We start from the raw sequence: 17147 nt of genomic DNA, 5'->3' as shown, positions 1-17147 counted from the left end.
GTTTTTTTAGTTGATCTAAACTATTCAGAATAAAAATAGTTAAAAAAAAAATTATATAAACGACATCGTTTAACACACAGACAACACATAATAAGCTATTAAGTATTTTAGCAAATAAAGAAATAGCTTTTTTATTGTTAATTAAGTATTAAATAATTAAAATTGTTGAAAATTTGTTTGATTTATTAACGTATTGGTAATAATAATTTAAAAAAGTTTTATTGAATAATAGAAGTTTTAAAAATACCATTCCTATAAAATACCATGTCTTATTTTGGCTAGGTTACTTTGCATTTAACGTTGTTAGATGGGGAAGTTACTTTCATGATTATTGGTATTCATTAAAATCTAATTTAGTAGAATTTCCAATTCATATTATTGTTGTTTACATTAATGTGTATTATTTAATTCCAAAACTTATATTACGAAAAAAGTATCTTACTTACATAGGCTCTATAGCACTCATGCTAATTATGGTATATTTAGTTAGAACGGGGTTTAATTATCTTTTAGTAACTAAAGAAATATGGCCAGAAGCAGAAGAAGCTGGAAAATTTCTAGAAACAAATCATATTATTGCGGTTATTTTGGGCGAACTTTATGTGCTGGGTTTTGTTACCGCTATAAAACTATTAATTGATTGGCCCTTAGAATTAAAACGAAATGAAGATTTGGCAAAACTACAGTTAAGTACAGAGTTAAAATTTCTTCGTACACAAATACAACCTCATTTCTTTTTTAATACTTTAAATAATTTATATGCCCTTACTTTAAAAAAATCTGACGATGCTCCTCGCTTGGTTATTAAGTTATCAGATTTAATGCAATATATTTTATACGAAGTAAAGAGTTCTAAAGCTAGTCTACTAGAAGAAATAAATCATCTAAATAATTACATTGATATAGAACGTATTCGATTTAAAGACCGCATTGACTTAGAAATGGATATTACTGGTAATATTGAAGATGTAGAAGTGCCACCTTTATTATTTTTAACTTTTGTTGAAAATTGTTTTAAACATGGTTTAAAAGAAAATGATAACATTAAAATAAATATGAGTTTTGAGATTACAAATAGCCATTATTTGAAATTCAAACTTACAAATAATTTCAACCCTAATGTTAGTTATGAAGATAGAGAAGGTATTGGAATTAGAAATACAGAACGAAGGCTAAAATTATTGTTTGCAAACGATTTTGTTTTAGAAAGCTCTATAAAAGACAATTTATATAATCTATTTTTAAAAATTCCTGTAAAATGAAGATTAAATGTGTTATTATAGATGATGAGCCTTTGGCAATAAATGTAATCGAAAATCATTTAAAGAATTTTGATCATGTTGAAGTAGTAGAAACCTTTAATAATCCACTAAAAGCATATAACATTTTACAACAGGAAAAGATAGATGTTATCTTTTTAGATATTAATATGCCACAAATGACGGGCTTTTCTTTTATAGAAAATTTAAACCACAAACCCTTAATTGTTATTACAACTGCATATAGAGAATATGCTGTTAAAAGTTTTGAGTTAAACGTGTTAGATTATTTAGTAAAACCTATTCCTTTTAATCGCTTTTTAAAAACCATGAATAAGGTATACCAACAGTTATATATTGGCTCTTCCATTACAGATATTAGTTTACAGCAAGAGCCGCATATTTTCTTAAAAGTAAACAAGAAGCTATTAAAAATTAATCTTAATGATATTCTTTTTATTGAAAGCCTTAAAGATTACATAAAAGTAATAACAAAAATTGGAGACCATGTTGTACACAAGTCGCTTACCGCTATTACTGAAGAGTTACCACAATCAAGTTTTTTAAGAATACACCGATCGTATACTATTTCTATCAATAAAATTGTAGCCATAGAAGGAAATACAATAGAAATTGCTAATAGAAGAATTCCTATTGGAAGAAACTATATTAAACTTACCAAGGAAAGAATTTTAAATACTAATGACGATTTAGATAATTAAAAACAATTAAAACAAACTAATAATATGTCTAGCACAAATCAAGCAACATCACCAGCAAAAAACAACACATTTGTCCCAATAATGATTATAGCTGGACTATTTTTTATTTTTGGTTTTGTTACATGGATTAACGGTGCCTTAATTCCGTTTATGAAAACCATTAATGAATTAACCGATGCTCAATCTTATTTAGTAGCATCGGCATCCTATATTTCGTTTGTTGTTATGGCTTTACCGGCATCTTATATAATTAACAAAATTGGTTATAAAAAAGGCATGTCTTTAGGTTTAATAATAATGGGCATAGGTGCTTTAGTTTTTATACCAGCAGCAGAAGCAAGAACCTACTGGATGTTTTTACTTGCCATTTTTATTCAAGGAACAGGAATGACTTTATTACAAACAGCATCTAACCCATATATTACAATTTTAGGACCTATAGAAAGTGCTGCAAAACGTATAGCAATTATGGGAATAGCAAATAAAGTTGCTGGAGCTTTAGGTTCCTTAATTTTTGGAGCTTTATTGCTTTCTGGAATAGATAAAATAAAAGAGCAATTAACCACAGTTTCCGAAACAGAAAAAGGAGAGTTGCTAAATGTAATGGCAGATAGTGTGGTTACACCATATATTGTAATGGCTATTGTGTTATTTATATTAGGTGTTTTAATAAGAAAAGCGCCTTTACCACATGTAGAAGCAGAACCTATTGAAGAATCTAAACCAGGAGAAACAGCAAAAACAAGTATTTTTCAATTCCCACACTTATGGCTTGGTGTTTTAGCATTATTCGTTTATGTTGGAGTTGAGGTTATTGCTGGAGACACGATCATATCCTATGGTATTGCGTTAGATTTGCCTGTTAGTCAAGCAAAATTTTTCACCTTGTTTACTTTATTGGCTATGGTAGGTACCTACGCATTGGGTGTGTTTTTAATTCCTAAATACATAAGCCAATCATTAGCTTTAAAAGCTAGTGCTATATTAGGTATTGCTTTATCGTTTTGTATTGTTTTTTCTACTGGATTTACCTCAGTTCTTTTTGTAGCTGCTCTTGGTATTGCAAATGCATTAGTTTGGCCTGCTATATGGCCTTTAACTTTAAAAGGGCTTGGTAAATTCACAAAAACCGCTTCTGCCTTACTTATTATGGCTATATCTGGTGGTGCAATTATTCCTCCTTTATATGGAAGATTTGTAGATACTAATAAAGCAGAATTGATTGCTGAAGGAATGACAGAAGTTTTAGCATCTGCCGAAGCAGCAACAAAAGGGTATTGGATTTTGCTTCCTTGCTATATCATCATTTTATATTATGCCTTTTGGGGACATAAAGTAGGATTGAAAAAAGCATAAGTTTTCTCAAATGAATAAAAGAATAGAAGCGGTTGATATATTACGTGGTTTAACAATTTTAGCCATGATTCTTGTTAATACACCAGGAACATGGAGTCATGTTTACCCACCTTTATTACATGCTAAATGGCATGGGTTAACACCAACAGATTTAATATTTCCATTCTTTTTATTCATTGTTGGTATTTCTATTTTTTTTGCATACGAAAATAAACCTAATACAAAATCTACTTATAAAAAGATAATAATTAGGAGCTTAAAACTTATTGGATTAGGATTATTCCTCAATCTATTTTTACCTTATTTTCCTTTAGTAGAGGATTTTGAAACCTTAAGACTCCCTGGAGTTCTTCAAAGAATTGGAGTTGTTTTTTTAATTTCATCAATATTATTTCTTAATTGTAATTGGAAAATCTTGTTAGGTATTTCAATTTTCACTTTAATTGGATATTGGTTATTTCTTGGTTTTATGCCCTTTCCAAATGGTATAATGCCTACGTTTGATAGAGCTTCAAATAATTGGGCAAATTATATAGATTTGAATGTTTTAGGCAAACATATGTGGCAACCAGATTATGACCCTGAAGGATTAATTAGCACAATACCAGCTATTATATCTTGCCTTTTTGGAATTTTAATTGGGAAAACTTTATCTGTTTTGCAAAAAAACAAAGTTTTCGTTTTGTTGATGATTTCGAGTGTGTTTTTAAGTTCTGGTTATTTATTTAATGAATGGTTTCCAATAAATAAAGCCATTTGGAGTAGTAGTTTTGTTTTAGTTACATGTGGTTGGGCTGTTTTAATATTATCCATAATATACTATTTTACAGATGTTTTAAATTTAAAACAAGGTGCCATTTTTAAGTATGTAGGAATGAATGCTATTACCATTTATTTTCTATCAAGCTTCATTTCAAAATCATTTTATCTTACAAAAGTCAATAATGATCATGATATACACACTTACCTTTATGACTCATTTTTTGTTTGTCCTTTTTTCTCAGAAGAAACGTCTTCGCTTCTTTATGCTTTAGCAGTAGTATTATTTTATGTGGGATTGGGGTATTTTCTTTTCAAGAAGAAAATATTTATAAAGGTTTAAATCATTCCTTTCTAAAAGTAAATTCTATTTTAATAAAAAAAGCTTCAAAAGTTTTAACCTTTTGAAGCTTTACAATTAATGTGGAGAAGATGGGATTCGAACCCACGACCTCTTGACTGCCAGTCAAGAATAACACTATTTGATTATTATCTATTTTTTATCTAAACATTAATAAAACCCTAGCGTTACAGTAAACAAACTACTTGTCTGTTAATAGCTGTTATATGTTTATTAATGCTTTTTTTCTGCAAATATTCTGCAAATGATTATATTTACAGAAAATAAATCAAATGAGCGAAAAAATCAAAGGTTATAAAATTTCCATACGTTTAGATATTCGGCGAAAAAAAGAGACTGACAAATATCCAGTTAAATTAAGAGTTTACGGAAAGCAAACACAGATTGAAAAATGGTACGCCTTGGATATTGATTTAACCGAAAAGCAATTTGATACAATTTGGATTAATCCAGACAACAAAAATTTAAGAGGCTCAAATAATGAAACACGCTTAAAACTTCAAGCTATTGAAACCAGAGCAAATAAAGAAGCTGAACAAATGACGGTCTTTGATTTTGCTAAATTTGAGGCTAAACTATTTCGTAAATCCACAGACCAAAGCAATGTTAAATATCACTTTGATTTAGTCATTCATAAAAATTTAAAGAACAATAAAATCGGCACGGCTGAAAGCTATAAATACACGCTCAACTCTTTAGCAGATTTCAGCGAAAACCAAAAGAAGTGCAATATTGAAAAATTGTCTTTTAATTCTATTACCGTGGACTGGTTAAATGAATATCAAAACTTCATGCTATCAAATGGAAAGAGCTATACCACGATAGCAATTTATACAAGAACCCTCAGAGCTGTTTTTAATAATGCTATTGAAAACAATGATATAATTAAAGATATTTATCCATTTGGAGAAAAAAAATACAAGATACCACAAACACGGAAAGTTAAAAAGGCTTTAAATGCTGAACAGTTAAAGACCTTGTTTAATGCTGAGGTGACAAATGAAAACGAACAGCAAGCCAAAGATTTTTGGTTTTTTAGTTACGCTTGTAATGGAATGAATTTAAAGGATATTGCTCTTTTAAAATTCTCAGACATCAAAGAAGATAGATTCAATTATTACAGGGCTAAAACCTTTGACAAAACAGCTAAAAAGACAGCTATCACAATTCATTTAACGGAATACACAAAAAGTATTATTTCAAAGTATGGCAATGAAAATAAAGACGGTTTTGTATTCAGTATTATAGCTGTTGAAGATTCCAGCCAAACCCAATACAATAAAATTAAAAACTTTACTCGATTAATTAACGACCATATCAAAAGAATAGCCAAAGCAAACGATTTGCCAGCCGATATATCAACTTACTGGGCTAGACATTCATTTGCTACTCAATCAATCCGCAGCGGTGTTAGTATGGAGTTTATTAGCGAGGCTTTAAACCATAGTGATTTAAGCGTAACTAAAAATTATTTTGCTGGATTTGAAGACGAAGCAAAAAAAGAGTTCGCTAATAATTTGATGAATTTTTAATACTTAAAAAATGGCAATGATTACAGATATACAGAAAAAAGAAATTGATATAAAATATTTTCCAAACGGTTTTTTTTGGCAAACTGAAAACTTCGACCCTCAAAGCTATTTAAGGGCTTTAAGACAGCCTTTTGAAAGTCTGGAGCTGTATGATTCAAGCGTAAAAAGTTTACGGAATAATAATGCTTTAAGATTCTTTTGGACTATCGAAAAGATGAATAAAACCGATTTTATAAGCGAGATAAATAGCCAGTATTTAAACTACACCATTGAGAATATGAAAAATGCCGAATTATGGTTAAGCCATACTTACGACATAGTTTTAAAAGGCGTTGGATATTCGCAAAAAATTAATGATACTAAATTAAGAGCTGCATTTATTGAATGGCATAAATCAAAATTAAACGAATTAAAACCACGCCAAACCAATAATAATGATGAAAGCAAAGAACCTCAGCACCTACAAAGTAATAACTTACATGAATTAATAACTAGTGAACATTGCAAAGAAATTGTTGAAGCTGTTAGAATTCAATATAAAAACATAAAAGGGAAAAAACTAAAACTATTACTATTAGCTTTTCAGAATTTAAAACTAATACCTATAGAGCGTACAGCCAGCAAGTTTCATAAATGTTGTAAAAATGAGTTTAATTGGGATATTGCCACTTATCCAGCTATGAATGATTATGAATACAATTCCCAAATTGACAAAAAAGAGCTTGACTCGATGATTTCTTTTTTAGATAAAACAATAAGAAACCATAAATAAACCAATTGTATAAACTTGTATTTACTTGAATACAAGTTTATACAACTGAATATCAATTAGTTAAACACTAATAGTTGCATATTTTAGCACAATAATTAATCTTTAAAAATTGTGCTGATATGGAAACATTAAGATTTGAACAGCTCCCTAACGTGGTAGCCACCCTCGCAAACGAGGTAAGAGAATTAAAAGCCTTGCTACTTAACAAGGCTGGAGCTAAACCCGAAATTGAAACACCTTTAAACATTAGGGAGGTTTCAACGCTCACAGAATTAAGCGTACCTACTTTGTACGGTTATGTACAGCGTAACGAAATACCATTCTACAAAAAAGGTAATCGTTTAAAATTCTTCAAAACCGAAATTATAGACTGGATTAAAACAGGAAAGCAAAAGACCCTTAAAGAGTTGGAAGCTGAGGCGGATATGTGTCTATCTAACATTAGAAAATAAAGAAGGCTGCAACATGGAGAACCACGATATACAGCCAAAGTCTTTGAACGGACAGGCACAAGATACAAAAAAAACAGCTAAAGCATTATTTATTAAGGAAGTAAAGGAAGCTGTATCTTTTGAACGCATGATTTTTGAATGCACTCGCATTACTGGACATGATGAAGACGGGAAACATCTACAAACCTGTGAAGGGGAAAACTATAAAGTTTATTGGAATAATGGAGAATTAAGTTTTGAAAAGCCTTTTAAACTTGAACCATACATTTCGCCTTATAAAAATCCATTGGACATAAATATATAGGACAATGGATAGCGAAAAACAATTCTTAAAAGACCCCTCTCATAAATCTACTTATGCTTTATTAGAGAATATAACTCCAGAGGCAATACGAGAACAGAAAATTAAAGAACACGAACTAAAGCGGCTTAAATACAAAATCGATGTAAAGGAAGTTATACCACCGCCCCAAATTGCTTACAGTTTAGCCAATACCAAAACAGACGGTTACGCAATACTGGGAACGCTTGGAAACTTTAGCCTTGTAATAGGTAAAGCAAAAAGCCGTAAATCGTTTTACATTAATATAGCGGTATCGGCGGCATTAAGTAAAGACACAATACTTGAACTATTTAAAAGCCATTTACCGCCACTACAAAACGAAGTGGTATATTTTGATACAGAACAAGGAAAGTACCACGTACAAAAGGCTGTTAAAAGGATTTGCACGCAGATTAAACAGCCAGAACCAAAGAACTTACACGTTTACTATTTAAGAAGCTTAACGCCGTCGGAACGTCTGGAGTTTATCGAAAATGAAATTTACAGTAATGATAAAATTGGGTTCGTCGTGATTGATGGTATTAAAGATTTAGTAACCTCTATAAACGATGAAGAGCAAGCCACGAACGTAGCCAGTAAGCTATTAAAATGGACTGAGGAACGTAATATACATATCGTTACTGTATTGCATCAAAACAAGAGCGATACAAATGCCCGTGGTCATATTGGAACTGAATTAATAAATAAAGCTGAAACGGTTCTGGAAATTGCAAAATCTGAAAACGATAACACCATTTCAGTAGTAACACCTTTACAATGTAGAGACATAGAACCTGAGGTTTTTGCCTTTGAAATAAACGAACACGGTATTCCTGTAATCGCCGAAAACTTTGAAGTAAGAACAGAAACCAAAAACAACAAATTTGATGTTTCAGATTTAGAAGACTTTAAAAAGTATCAATTATTAACTGAGGTGTTTTCAAACGGTTTAAGCTTTAGTTATTCTGAATTGGTTATTCAGATAAGCTTAGCATATAAAAACCAACTCAAAGCCACCATAGGTATGAATAGAGCAAAGTTGTTAATTACTGATTGCAAAAATAATAACTGGTTACTTCAAGAGAAAAACAAAGCACCTTACACGCTTGGGGAATATATTCAAGCCAAACAATTTTAGCTCAATCGGTTTAATTACATCTTTAAATTTCTTTTTTATCGGTTTAGTTTAAGCGTATATATACGCTATTAAACTGTTAAACCTTGGATATAGGGTTTAAATAAACTGGTTTAAACCGTAAACCGAAGAAGCAATTCAAAAATAGCTCTAACCAAATAATAAACTAAAGTAGATTAAAATAGTAAAAATTAAACATAAAATATAAAATCATGGCAAACAACACAGGGCAAAAATTCGGAGGGCGTAAAAAAGGAACAGCCAATAAAAACACGCTCGAAATAAGACGAAAATTTCAAACATTAGTAGAGAATAATTTGGAAGTTTTACAGGCTGATTTAGATAAGTTAAAACCAGTTGAACGCGTAAAGATTATCATTGAATTAGGAAAATTTGTTTTACCAACACTTAAAGCTATTGAAGTTCAAACCGATATTAAACAACCAAAAAGACCTCAATTTGTTTTTATGAGGAAACCAGAGCAAAAAACGCTAGACATCTCGCCAGAGCAAAAAATAAAAACACGCTTTAAAATGTGAAGCTTATAATAGTAATCTTTGTAATAATTTATCTATTTTTAAAACTAACATAAATTTAAAGTTACGTTTATGTCTAAAACGGACAATACTATTACAGTTTCAACTCTATTAAATTTATATGCAAATAGTCTGTCATCTTCTATGGACGGTAACCTTATAGATGTTGAAGGATTTTTTTCTGATAACAATAACAAACTTTACGGACAATATTATTACGATGAAATCCTTAGTAAGGATAAACAGCATAAAATCACTATTCAGATAACAAATGATTTAAAAACTAAACTCACAAATGGAAAATATTATAATTTTCAAGGATACATTAGTAGAGGTCAATCTTTGGATAATAATTCAAGACTAAAAGTATATTTCAAAGTAACTAAAATTCTTAAATATAAAGAGGAGGTTCAACTAATTTCTAAAGTGGAATATGATATAGTACAGGCTCGATTTGAAAGAGATTTTCCTTTGATTACTGATGTTTTAGCGGATAAGATACAAAAGGGACAAAAACCTATTTTAGATGTTATTACAGGGGTTCAATCTACTTCAAAGGATGATTATTTAGGGCAACTTCCAGATTTTAATTTTTATGAAATTAGACATCATAAATGCAACCTTTCAACAAAGGACGAAATACTAAATTTTTTAAATTCTAGCGGATTTAAGGACACGGATTTACTAATTTTATTAAGAGGTGGTGGAAGTGGTTTAGAAGTGTTTAATGAAATTGAGTTATGCAAAAAAGCAATCGAGTTACCAGTACCTTTTATAACAGGAATAGGACATGATGCTGATAAAACTTTATTACAGAAAGTAGCAGATAAAGGGTTTTCAACACCAACAGCAGTTGGTAGTTTCTTGCAGGGAATTGTAAACACTTATAACGAAAGAATCAAAGTAATTAAGACAAAAGACGATGAAATTAGTTTATACAAAAAGCATTTAGAAGAAGAAAAACTTAACTCATCAAACAAAATTAATACTCAAAAAAAAACAATAAACGTAATATTAATTTTATTATTCTTTTTTGTTTTATCATTTATATACTTCTTATCTACCAAGCAATAATGACCTTATACGAGTTTAATGCCTTAGCTCTTAACGAACGCATGGAAGTAGTAAACCAACAAGGTGCGTTTATAGAAAACCATATTACAAAGTTGGAACGGTGCAACCTTTATGCAGTTTATAGGTTCTTTGCTGAGGTCGTTTACAATTCAGATACAAATTCCATCACAGAAATAAGAAGTTTTAATACAGGCTATTTACTGGATAAGTATTCTGTTAACTTTGATTAAGCAACAATTTTAAAAACTATTCTTTAATTATTAAACATGATACTATCTTTTTAATCCTTTTAAAATATAAAACTTAGTATTATGATAATAATTTTAGTAAGAAAAATTTTAAAAAAAACATAAAAAAAACTTTAATATGTCTTTTTTTTACTACTTTTATGGTGCGTTACATATGTTTATAACATTTACTTTTTTGTAAAAAAAAATTTACTATATTTGCACCGCTCTTAAAAAAAGAGCTTTCAAAAAAGTAATTAGCTATAAGTCAATAAGTTAAAATATTTTTGTTTAAAGAAAATAAAAATATCTTTTGGTATGTTTTTTGAAACAATAAATAGGTAATGGAATCACTAAATAATTTTAAGAGCATTAAAGTATCTACTTTATCAGGGTATATATTAAAATACTTTGGACCAATGTCTCATTTAAAACTTCAAAAACTTTTATATTATTGTCAAGCTTATCACTTAGCTCATTTTGAAGAGCCTTTGTTTGAGGAAGACTTTGAAGCTTGGGTTCATGGACCCGTTTGTCGAAGTGTTTATAACACCCTTAAAGGGAAATCAATACTTTATAGCGATGTCACTTATAGTGAATATGATTTTGATTCTGAAATTAATTTAAAAGATGTAATTTCTTCTAGCCAACTTGAAGTAGTTGATGAGGTTTTAGAAACTTTATCTAAATGGACAGGTCTAGAGTTAGAATCTGCTACTCATAAAGAAACTCCTTGGATTGAGGCTCGTCTAGGTTATTCACAAGGAGATATTTGTAACGTCAACATATCAAAGGCTAGTATGTTGAACTTTTACAGAGCTGAAATGAATGGCTAAAAAAGCATCATTCAAGCACAAAGAAAAGTCTTTAATTATTCAGGCTTTAGAAAATAAAAAAAGTAAAAGTGCTGTTTCTTCGGGTAATTTTAAAGTGTCATTTCAATATTTAGATTCAAGACAACAATATGCCTCTAGTTTTAAAGATTGGCAAAAAGCTGGATTACTATCTAAATTATTAGAAGTATTTCAAGGTTATTGCTGCAGTGCACTATTAAGACAAGTTGATGGAGATAAATTTACTATTTACGGGGATTTCCCTCCACAACACAAAACATTGTTTGAAAACCCCGACCACATACCCGTTGATGCTGAATGGGCAAGGATACATATAACAGGCAAAGCAATTGTTGCTGGTCATATTATTAAAAACACATTCTATGTAGTTTTTTTAGATAAAAGTCACAAGTTTTGGCTCACAAAAAGAATAACTGGGAAATAAAATATTTAATCTTAAAATACTATAATTTCTAGTTATTCTGCAAATATTCTGCAAATATAAAAATAAAAAAGCCTCCAATCTCTTGGAAGCCTTGTTAAAACTAGTGGAGAAGATGGGATTCGAACCCACGACCTCTTGACTGCCAGTCAAGCACTCTAGCCAACTGAGCTACATCCCCAAAAATTATTTTAAACCTCTTAAAACCAGAACGGGTATTGGACTTGAAAAGTCCTTTTTTAATATCACATTATTCTCCCATTTTTTTGCAAAAAACCCTCTTTTACGTCTTACAACACAAAGCATATCTGGATTTATGACTTTAAAATGCTCTAAAACACCTTGAAAAGTTGTAGCGTTTTCTGTTTTAGTAACACTATCAACAATATTTTTAATTTCATTTTTTAATTCAAAATCACCTTTATTATAAAATGGCGTTTTAACTAATAATAAATTTACAACAGCTTTAAAATGTTCCTTAACAGAAACCAAAGGATCAAGCGAATTTTTCTTCTTAATTATTGCAGATTTAACAGCAAATAAAATATTAGTAAAAGGCTTAAAAGTGTAGTCTTCTGGTACTATAAGCGTTGGTATTTGTGTTTGTTTTATAATTTTACCAGAGGTTTTTCCTAAAAACACTTCTTCCCTTACAGAGTTTGTTCTTGGTTCAACTAAAATTAAATCGATATCTGCTGCTTTACTTGCTAACTCTAAAGTATCTATAAGTTTACCTTTAAGAACTTTTACAGTAATATCAACATTCCTTTTATCTAGTTTAGAAACCAAATCGTTTAAATAAGCCAGACTTTCTCTTTCAATTATTTTATCAACTTTAATCATGGTTCCTGCTTTCGTATATACATTATATACTTGCACCACAAAAAGTTTCGCTTTATATGCTTCAGCAAAATCTACAGCATATTGCAAATGACTAAGTGCGTTTTTGGATGAGCCAACTGGAACTAAAATATTCTTCATGTCTATAAAGTTTTAAAGCTAAATTTACAATAAATTTGAGGCAAAAGTAAAACATTTAAATGATTCGTAAAGCTACACTTAAAGATATTGACAAACTTCTTGAAATAACAAAAGCATGTGCCGCGAGTATGGTGGTGAAAAACATTTATCAATGGAATGAATTTTATCCCAACAAACAGCCTTTTTTAAAAGATTTTGAACGGAGTGAATTGTATATTATTGAATTAGAAAACACTATAATTGGATGTATTACTATTTCTACTTTTATGGATGAAGAATATATTCCTATTTCATGGTTAACACCAAATTTAAACAATATTTATATCCACCGTTTAGCAATTCATCCAAATGAACAAGGAAAAGGATATGCCCAAAAACTTATGGATTATGCCGAACATTATGCTAAAAAAAATAATTTCACTTCTGTAAGGTTAGATACCTTTTCGCAAAATGCTAAAAATTTAAAATTTTACGAACTCCGTGGTTATAAACGTTTAGGAGAAATTTATTTTCCAAAACAAAGTAAGCATCCTTTTTATTGTTACGAACTTATCTTGTGAGCACAGATATTAGCCTAAAACATATAAACAAACTAGCTATTCCTGCATTAATTTCGGGAATATCAGAACCTATCTTATCGTTAACAGACGCAGCAATTGTTGGTAATATTCAATTTAATGCTACCGAATCTTTAGCAGCAGTAGGTATTGTTACTACATTTTTATCTATGCTTATTTGGGTGTTGGGACAAACACGAAGCGCTATTTCATCAATTGTATCTCAATATGTTGGCGCCAATGAATTAAACAAAATTAAAAATCTTCCTGCTCAAGCCATATTTATTATAACCTCTTTAAGTTTACTCATTATTGTAGGCACCTATCCTTTTGCGGAAAGTGTTTTCAAACTCTATAATGCTTCTAATTTAATTTTAGAATATTGCGTAGAGTATTACAGAATTCGCGTATTCGGCTTCCCTTTTACTTTGTTTACAATCGCAGTTTTTGGGGCTTTTAGAGGGTTACAAAACACCTATTACCCAATGATTATTGCTATTATAGGAGCGCTTTTAAATATTGTTTTAGATGTTGTTTTAGTTTATGGAATTGAAGGTTTTATAAACCCAATGAATATAAAAGGAGCAGCATATGCTAGTGTTATTGCGCAATTTGTTATGGCTATGCTTTCAGCTTATTATTTATTAAAAAAAACTATTATCCCTTTAAAATTAAGCTTTCCATTTAATAAAGAAATTAGCCGCTTTTTATTAATGATTCTCAATCTTTTTGTAAGAACCATAGCACTAAACGTAACCCTATATTTTGCTAGTTCATTTGCTACAAGTTATGGTGCAAAATATATTGCTGCATATACAATTGCCATAAACTTATGGTTTTTAGGAGCTTTTATTATAGACGGCTATGCGAGTGCGGGTAATATTCTATCAGGAAAATTATATGGCGGAAAAGAATATAATTCACTAATTACACTTAGCAACAAGCTTATTAAATATGGTGTTATTTTAGGCTTTATTACAGCTGCTATAGGTGCGATTTTTTATTATCCTATAGGAAATATTTTCTCTAACGACCCAGAGGTTTTAAATACTTTTTACTCCGTTTTTTATATCGTTTTACTTATGCAACCTTTATGCGCATTAGCCTTTATTTTTGATGGTATTTTTAAAGGTTTAGGCAAAATGAAATACCTGAGAAATGTTTTAATATTTTCAACCTTTTTAGTTTTTGTGCCTTTATTATTTTGGCTAGACAATTTGGGTTATAAACTGTACGCTATTTTTATAGCTTTAACCATTTGGATTATTGCCAGAGGCATCCCTTTAATCATAAAATTTAGACAACTTTTTTTACCGCTAGCTAAAAAGTATTAACTTTAATTATTAATTTAAAAAACAAATATCATGGGAAATAGATTGTTCCTCATACTAGCAATCGTTTTAATTATAATTTACTTCTATAATAGAAATAGAAGACGATAATTTAACGTGTTTTCAACAAAATCAATAACCTCAAATAAGCCACTCATAAAGGAAAAAGGAAAGTATCCATCCTTCAATAGAAAAAAGTACTGAAATGTAATCTAAAAATGATTTCATTAAACAAAATGAATATCTTTGTATCCTAAATTTCTATGTAATGAGTAATCATATTCGTATCACAAAACAATTTTCTTTTGAGACCGGTCATGCGCTTTATGGCTATGACGGAAAATGTAAAAATGTACATGGGCATAGTTATAAACTATCTGTAACCGTTATTGGGAAGCCTATTTCAGACAGTACTAACGTGAAATTTGGAATGGTCATCGATTTTGCAGATCTTAAAAAAATCGTGAAAGAAGAAATTGTAAATGTATTCGATCACGCAACGGTTTTCAACAAAAACACCCCACATGTAGAACTTGCAAAAGAGCTTCAAGATCGTGGGCATAACGTCCTTTTAGTAGATTACCAGCCTACAAGTGAAATGATGGTAATAGACTTTGCTAAAAAAATTAAAAAGCGCTTACCATCTCATATTTCTTTACATTCTTTAAAACTCCAAGAAACAGAAAGCTCTTTTGCAGAGTGGTTTGATTACGATAATATTTAGGGCGTTACCACAAGGGTCGGGCTTTACGTTACAATCTTTTTTACGTCATTATAAAAAGTCAACAACTTGATAATCTGTTAATTTTTATCACAGAGAAGGGCTTAATTCCCTATTTTTAAAAAAGGATTTTCACTGCAATCCCTAACGCAAAAAAAGAGATTCCTGTCTTCACAGGAATGTATTATATTTACGCCATGCAAATTCCAAAAGGAAAAAAAATATATTTCGCTTCAGATAATCACTTAGGAGCACCAACAACAGAGGCTTCTCGTCCGCGTGAAAAAAAGTTTGTAGCCTGGTTAGATGAAGTAAAACAAGATGCCGCTGCAATTTTCCTGTTAGGAGATTTATTCGATTTTTGGTTTGAATATAAAAAAGTAGTTCCTAAAGGCTTTACTAGAACATTAGGCAAACTTGCCGAAATTTCAGACTCTGGAATACCAATCTATTATTTTGTTGGCAATCATGATTTATGGATGCACGGATATTTTGAAGAAGAACTTAATATCCCTGTTTATCATAAACCAGAAGAATTCACCTTTAACAATAAAACTTTTTTTATTGGACATGGCGATGGTTTGGGCCCTGGAGATAAAGGATATAAACGCATGAAAAAAGTGTTTCAAAACTCTTTTTTTAGGTGGTTATTTAGGTGGGCACATCCAGACATTGGTATGCGTATCGCACAATACTTATCAGTAAAAAATAAGTTAATTTCTGGTGATGATGACGCTACTTTTTTAGGTGAAGAAAACGAATGGTTGGTTCAATACAGCAAACGAAAATTAGAAGATAGCCATCGTGATTATTTTGTGTTTGGTCACCGCCATTTACCATTAGAAATAAACCTCAACGAAAAATCAAAATACATTAATCTTGGTGATTGGATACAGTATTTTACCTATGGTGTTTTTGATGGTGAAGATTTTGAATTGAAGAAATATTAATTTAAGAGTTTAAATTCTTCTCCTGAAATTGCTTCTATCAATTTGGTGAATGATTCAAAAGAAATTAATTTAGATATAACTTCATCTCCAAATTTTCCTTTTATTATTTCTATTAAATTCTTTTTATTTAAGGTTTTAACTAACTTTTCCAAATCTTCTAAATGCTCGTCTAATATTTGACCCGAAAAGTCAATTTTAAGTTCAATTCTTTCTAATGATTCCCTTAAAGACTCAATTCTGATAATTATTTTATTTTGTTCTTCAAAAGAAAAATAATCTTCATCTTTCAATGTCTTACTTTCACTTAAATACCATTCAAATAATTCTGTAAAAGGTTTAAAAAAATGGGTGATAAAATCTTCTTTAAAATCATTATAATCACCTCCTCCAACATAATAATTCCAATCCCTTACCAAATCAATGTAGTCTTTAGAATATGTATTTGTTTTTTTATATTTATTTAAAATTTCAAAAAAACCAAATGCTCCTTGAAGTTCTCTAGAAATTAAACTTTCTTTAAATTCCTTTTGAGATCTAGCATTACTAATTTCATGAACTAAGATTAATTTAATTTTTAAATCTTCAAAATCTTCTGAAATTCTATCTAAAATCCTATTAGAAATTTCTTGATCAAAAAGAAAATAAAAAAATTGGTTAACTTTAACCGTGAGGACCTTATGAGAACAGTAATCTATATCAATTGAATTATCTCTGAATTTGTCTAAAAGTTCATTTGAATTAAGTTGCCTCATAATTGATGTTATTTAAATTAATCAAATATAATTTATTTTTATTAAGTCTAAATAAATGTAATTTATATTGTTA

Annotated in this window: 20 protein-coding genes and 1 tRNA gene; 18 read left to right on the top strand and 3 right to left on the bottom strand. The window is 29.8% G+C overall.

The window, feature by feature from the left end; genetic code table 11:
* Nucleotides 1-221: 221 nt before the first annotated feature.
* The 14 genes from BT151_RS04350 to BT151_RS04285 all read left to right on the top strand — a co-directional run bounded on the left by BT151_RS04350 (nucleotide 222) and on the right by BT151_RS04285 (nucleotide 11785).
* The gene (locus BT151_RS04350) at nucleotides 222-1262 is read left to right on the top strand and encodes a sensor histidine kinase (RefSeq protein WP_072400525.1); all 1041 of its coding nucleotides are present in this window, start codon (nucleotides 222-224) and stop codon (nucleotides 1260-1262) included.
* Entirely contained in the window at nucleotides 1259-1981 is a 723-nt protein-coding gene (locus BT151_RS04345) for a LytR/AlgR family response regulator transcription factor (protein WP_072400524.1), read from the top strand. Before BT151_RS04350 ends, BT151_RS04345 begins: the two co-directional genes overlap by 4 nt.
* A gap of 24 nt (nucleotides 1982-2005) precedes the next feature.
* On the top strand, nucleotides 2006-3337 hold the full coding sequence (locus tag BT151_RS04340) for a sugar MFS transporter (RefSeq protein ID WP_072400523.1): 1332 nt from the start codon (nucleotides 2006-2008) through the stop codon (nucleotides 3335-3337).
* A 10-nt stretch (nucleotides 3338-3347) separates the two neighbouring features.
* Nucleotides 3348-4439, top strand: a complete 1092-nt coding sequence (locus BT151_RS04335) for an acyltransferase family protein (RefSeq protein ID WP_072400522.1) — start codon at nucleotides 3348-3350, stop codon at nucleotides 4437-4439.
* Nucleotides 4440-4729: 290 nt separating this feature from the next.
* Nucleotides 4730-5989: a tyrosine-type recombinase/integrase gene (locus tag BT151_RS04330; protein ID WP_072400521.1), complete on the top strand. Its 1260-nt coding sequence runs from the start codon at nucleotides 4730-4732 to the stop codon at nucleotides 5987-5989.
* Between the two features lie 16 nt (nucleotides 5990-6005).
* Complete coding sequence (locus tag BT151_RS04325) at nucleotides 6006-6761, top strand: DUF6043 family protein (protein WP_143144251.1); 756 nt, start codon at nucleotides 6006-6008, stop codon at nucleotides 6759-6761.
* Between the two features lie 119 nt (nucleotides 6762-6880).
* On the top strand, nucleotides 6881-7213 hold the full coding sequence (locus BT151_RS04320) for a helix-turn-helix domain-containing protein (RefSeq protein ID WP_072400519.1): 333 nt from the start codon (nucleotides 6881-6883) through the stop codon (nucleotides 7211-7213).
* 13 nt (nucleotides 7214-7226) lie between these two features.
* Nucleotides 7227-7517, top strand: a complete 291-nt coding sequence (locus BT151_RS04315) for a hypothetical protein (RefSeq protein WP_072400518.1) — start codon at nucleotides 7227-7229, stop codon at nucleotides 7515-7517.
* Nucleotides 7518-7521: 4 nt separating this feature from the next.
* Nucleotides 7522-8673: an AAA family ATPase gene (locus BT151_RS04310; protein ID WP_072400517.1), complete on the top strand. Its 1152-nt coding sequence runs from the start codon at nucleotides 7522-7524 to the stop codon at nucleotides 8671-8673.
* A 209-nt stretch (nucleotides 8674-8882) separates the two neighbouring features.
* Nucleotides 8883-9209, top strand: a complete 327-nt coding sequence (locus BT151_RS04305; RefSeq protein ID WP_072400516.1) for a hypothetical protein — start codon at nucleotides 8883-8885, stop codon at nucleotides 9207-9209.
* A gap of 69 nt (nucleotides 9210-9278) precedes the next feature.
* On the top strand, nucleotides 9279-10280 hold the full coding sequence (locus BT151_RS04300) for an exodeoxyribonuclease VII large subunit (RefSeq protein WP_084647855.1): 1002 nt from the start codon (nucleotides 9279-9281) through the stop codon (nucleotides 10278-10280).
* The gene (locus BT151_RS04295) at nucleotides 10280-10510 is read left to right on the top strand and encodes a hypothetical protein (RefSeq protein WP_072400514.1); all 231 of its coding nucleotides are present in this window, start codon (nucleotides 10280-10282) and stop codon (nucleotides 10508-10510) included. Before BT151_RS04300 ends, BT151_RS04295 begins: the two co-directional genes overlap by 1 nt.
* 341 nt (nucleotides 10511-10851) lie before the next feature.
* Nucleotides 10852-11343, top strand: a complete 492-nt coding sequence (locus BT151_RS04290; RefSeq protein ID WP_072400513.1) for a Panacea domain-containing protein — start codon at nucleotides 10852-10854, stop codon at nucleotides 11341-11343.
* The gene (locus BT151_RS04285) at nucleotides 11336-11785 is read left to right on the top strand and encodes a hypothetical protein (RefSeq protein WP_072400512.1); all 450 of its coding nucleotides are present in this window, start codon (nucleotides 11336-11338) and stop codon (nucleotides 11783-11785) included. Before BT151_RS04290 ends, BT151_RS04285 begins: the two co-directional genes overlap by 8 nt.
* A 104-nt stretch (nucleotides 11786-11889) precedes the next feature.
* Here BT151_RS04285 and BT151_RS04280 read toward each other — a convergent pair.
* Nucleotides 11890-11963, bottom strand: a tRNA-Ala gene (locus BT151_RS04280).
* A gap of 5 nt (nucleotides 11964-11968) precedes the next feature.
* Entirely contained in the window at nucleotides 11969-12763 is a 795-nt protein-coding gene (locus BT151_RS04275) for a universal stress protein (protein WP_072400511.1), read from the bottom strand.
* Between the two features lie 59 nt (nucleotides 12764-12822).
* Here BT151_RS04275 and BT151_RS04270 point away from each other — a divergent pair, with 59 nt between their 5' ends.
* The 4 genes from BT151_RS04270 (at nucleotide 12823) to BT151_RS04255 (ending at nucleotide 16322) form a co-directional block, all read left to right on the top strand.
* Entirely contained in the window at nucleotides 12823-13323 is a 501-nt protein-coding gene (locus BT151_RS04270; RefSeq protein ID WP_072400510.1) for a GNAT family N-acetyltransferase, read from the top strand.
* Nucleotides 13320-14654, top strand: coding sequence for an MATE family efflux transporter (locus tag BT151_RS04265; protein ID WP_072400509.1), 1335 nt, complete (start codon nucleotides 13320-13322; stop codon nucleotides 14652-14654). Before BT151_RS04270 ends, BT151_RS04265 begins: the two co-directional genes overlap by 4 nt.
* A gap of 265 nt (nucleotides 14655-14919) precedes the next feature.
* On the top strand, nucleotides 14920-15375 hold the full coding sequence (locus tag BT151_RS04260) for a 6-pyruvoyl trahydropterin synthase family protein (protein WP_072400508.1): 456 nt from the start codon (nucleotides 14920-14922) through the stop codon (nucleotides 15373-15375).
* A 194-nt stretch (nucleotides 15376-15569) separates the two neighbouring features.
* Nucleotides 15570-16322, top strand: a complete 753-nt coding sequence (locus BT151_RS04255; RefSeq protein WP_072400507.1) for a UDP-2,3-diacylglucosamine diphosphatase — start codon at nucleotides 15570-15572, stop codon at nucleotides 16320-16322.
* Here BT151_RS04255 and BT151_RS04250 read toward each other — a convergent pair.
* Nucleotides 16319-17074 (bottom strand): hypothetical protein, encoded by a 756-nt coding sequence (locus BT151_RS04250; protein WP_072400506.1) that lies wholly within the window; start codon nucleotides 17072-17074, stop codon nucleotides 16319-16321. The genes BT151_RS04255 and BT151_RS04250 overlap by 4 nt on opposite strands.
* Nucleotides 17075-17147: the final 73 nt, after the last annotated feature.

The organism is Flaviramulus basaltis (genome assembly GCF_900114265.1).
In the GTDB taxonomy this organism is placed as follows: Bacteria; Bacteroidota; Bacteroidia; order Flavobacteriales; family Flavobacteriaceae; genus Flaviramulus; species Flaviramulus basaltis.
Note: the sequence above shows the minus strand (reverse complement) of the source record. Positions and strands in the feature narration are given on the sequence as shown.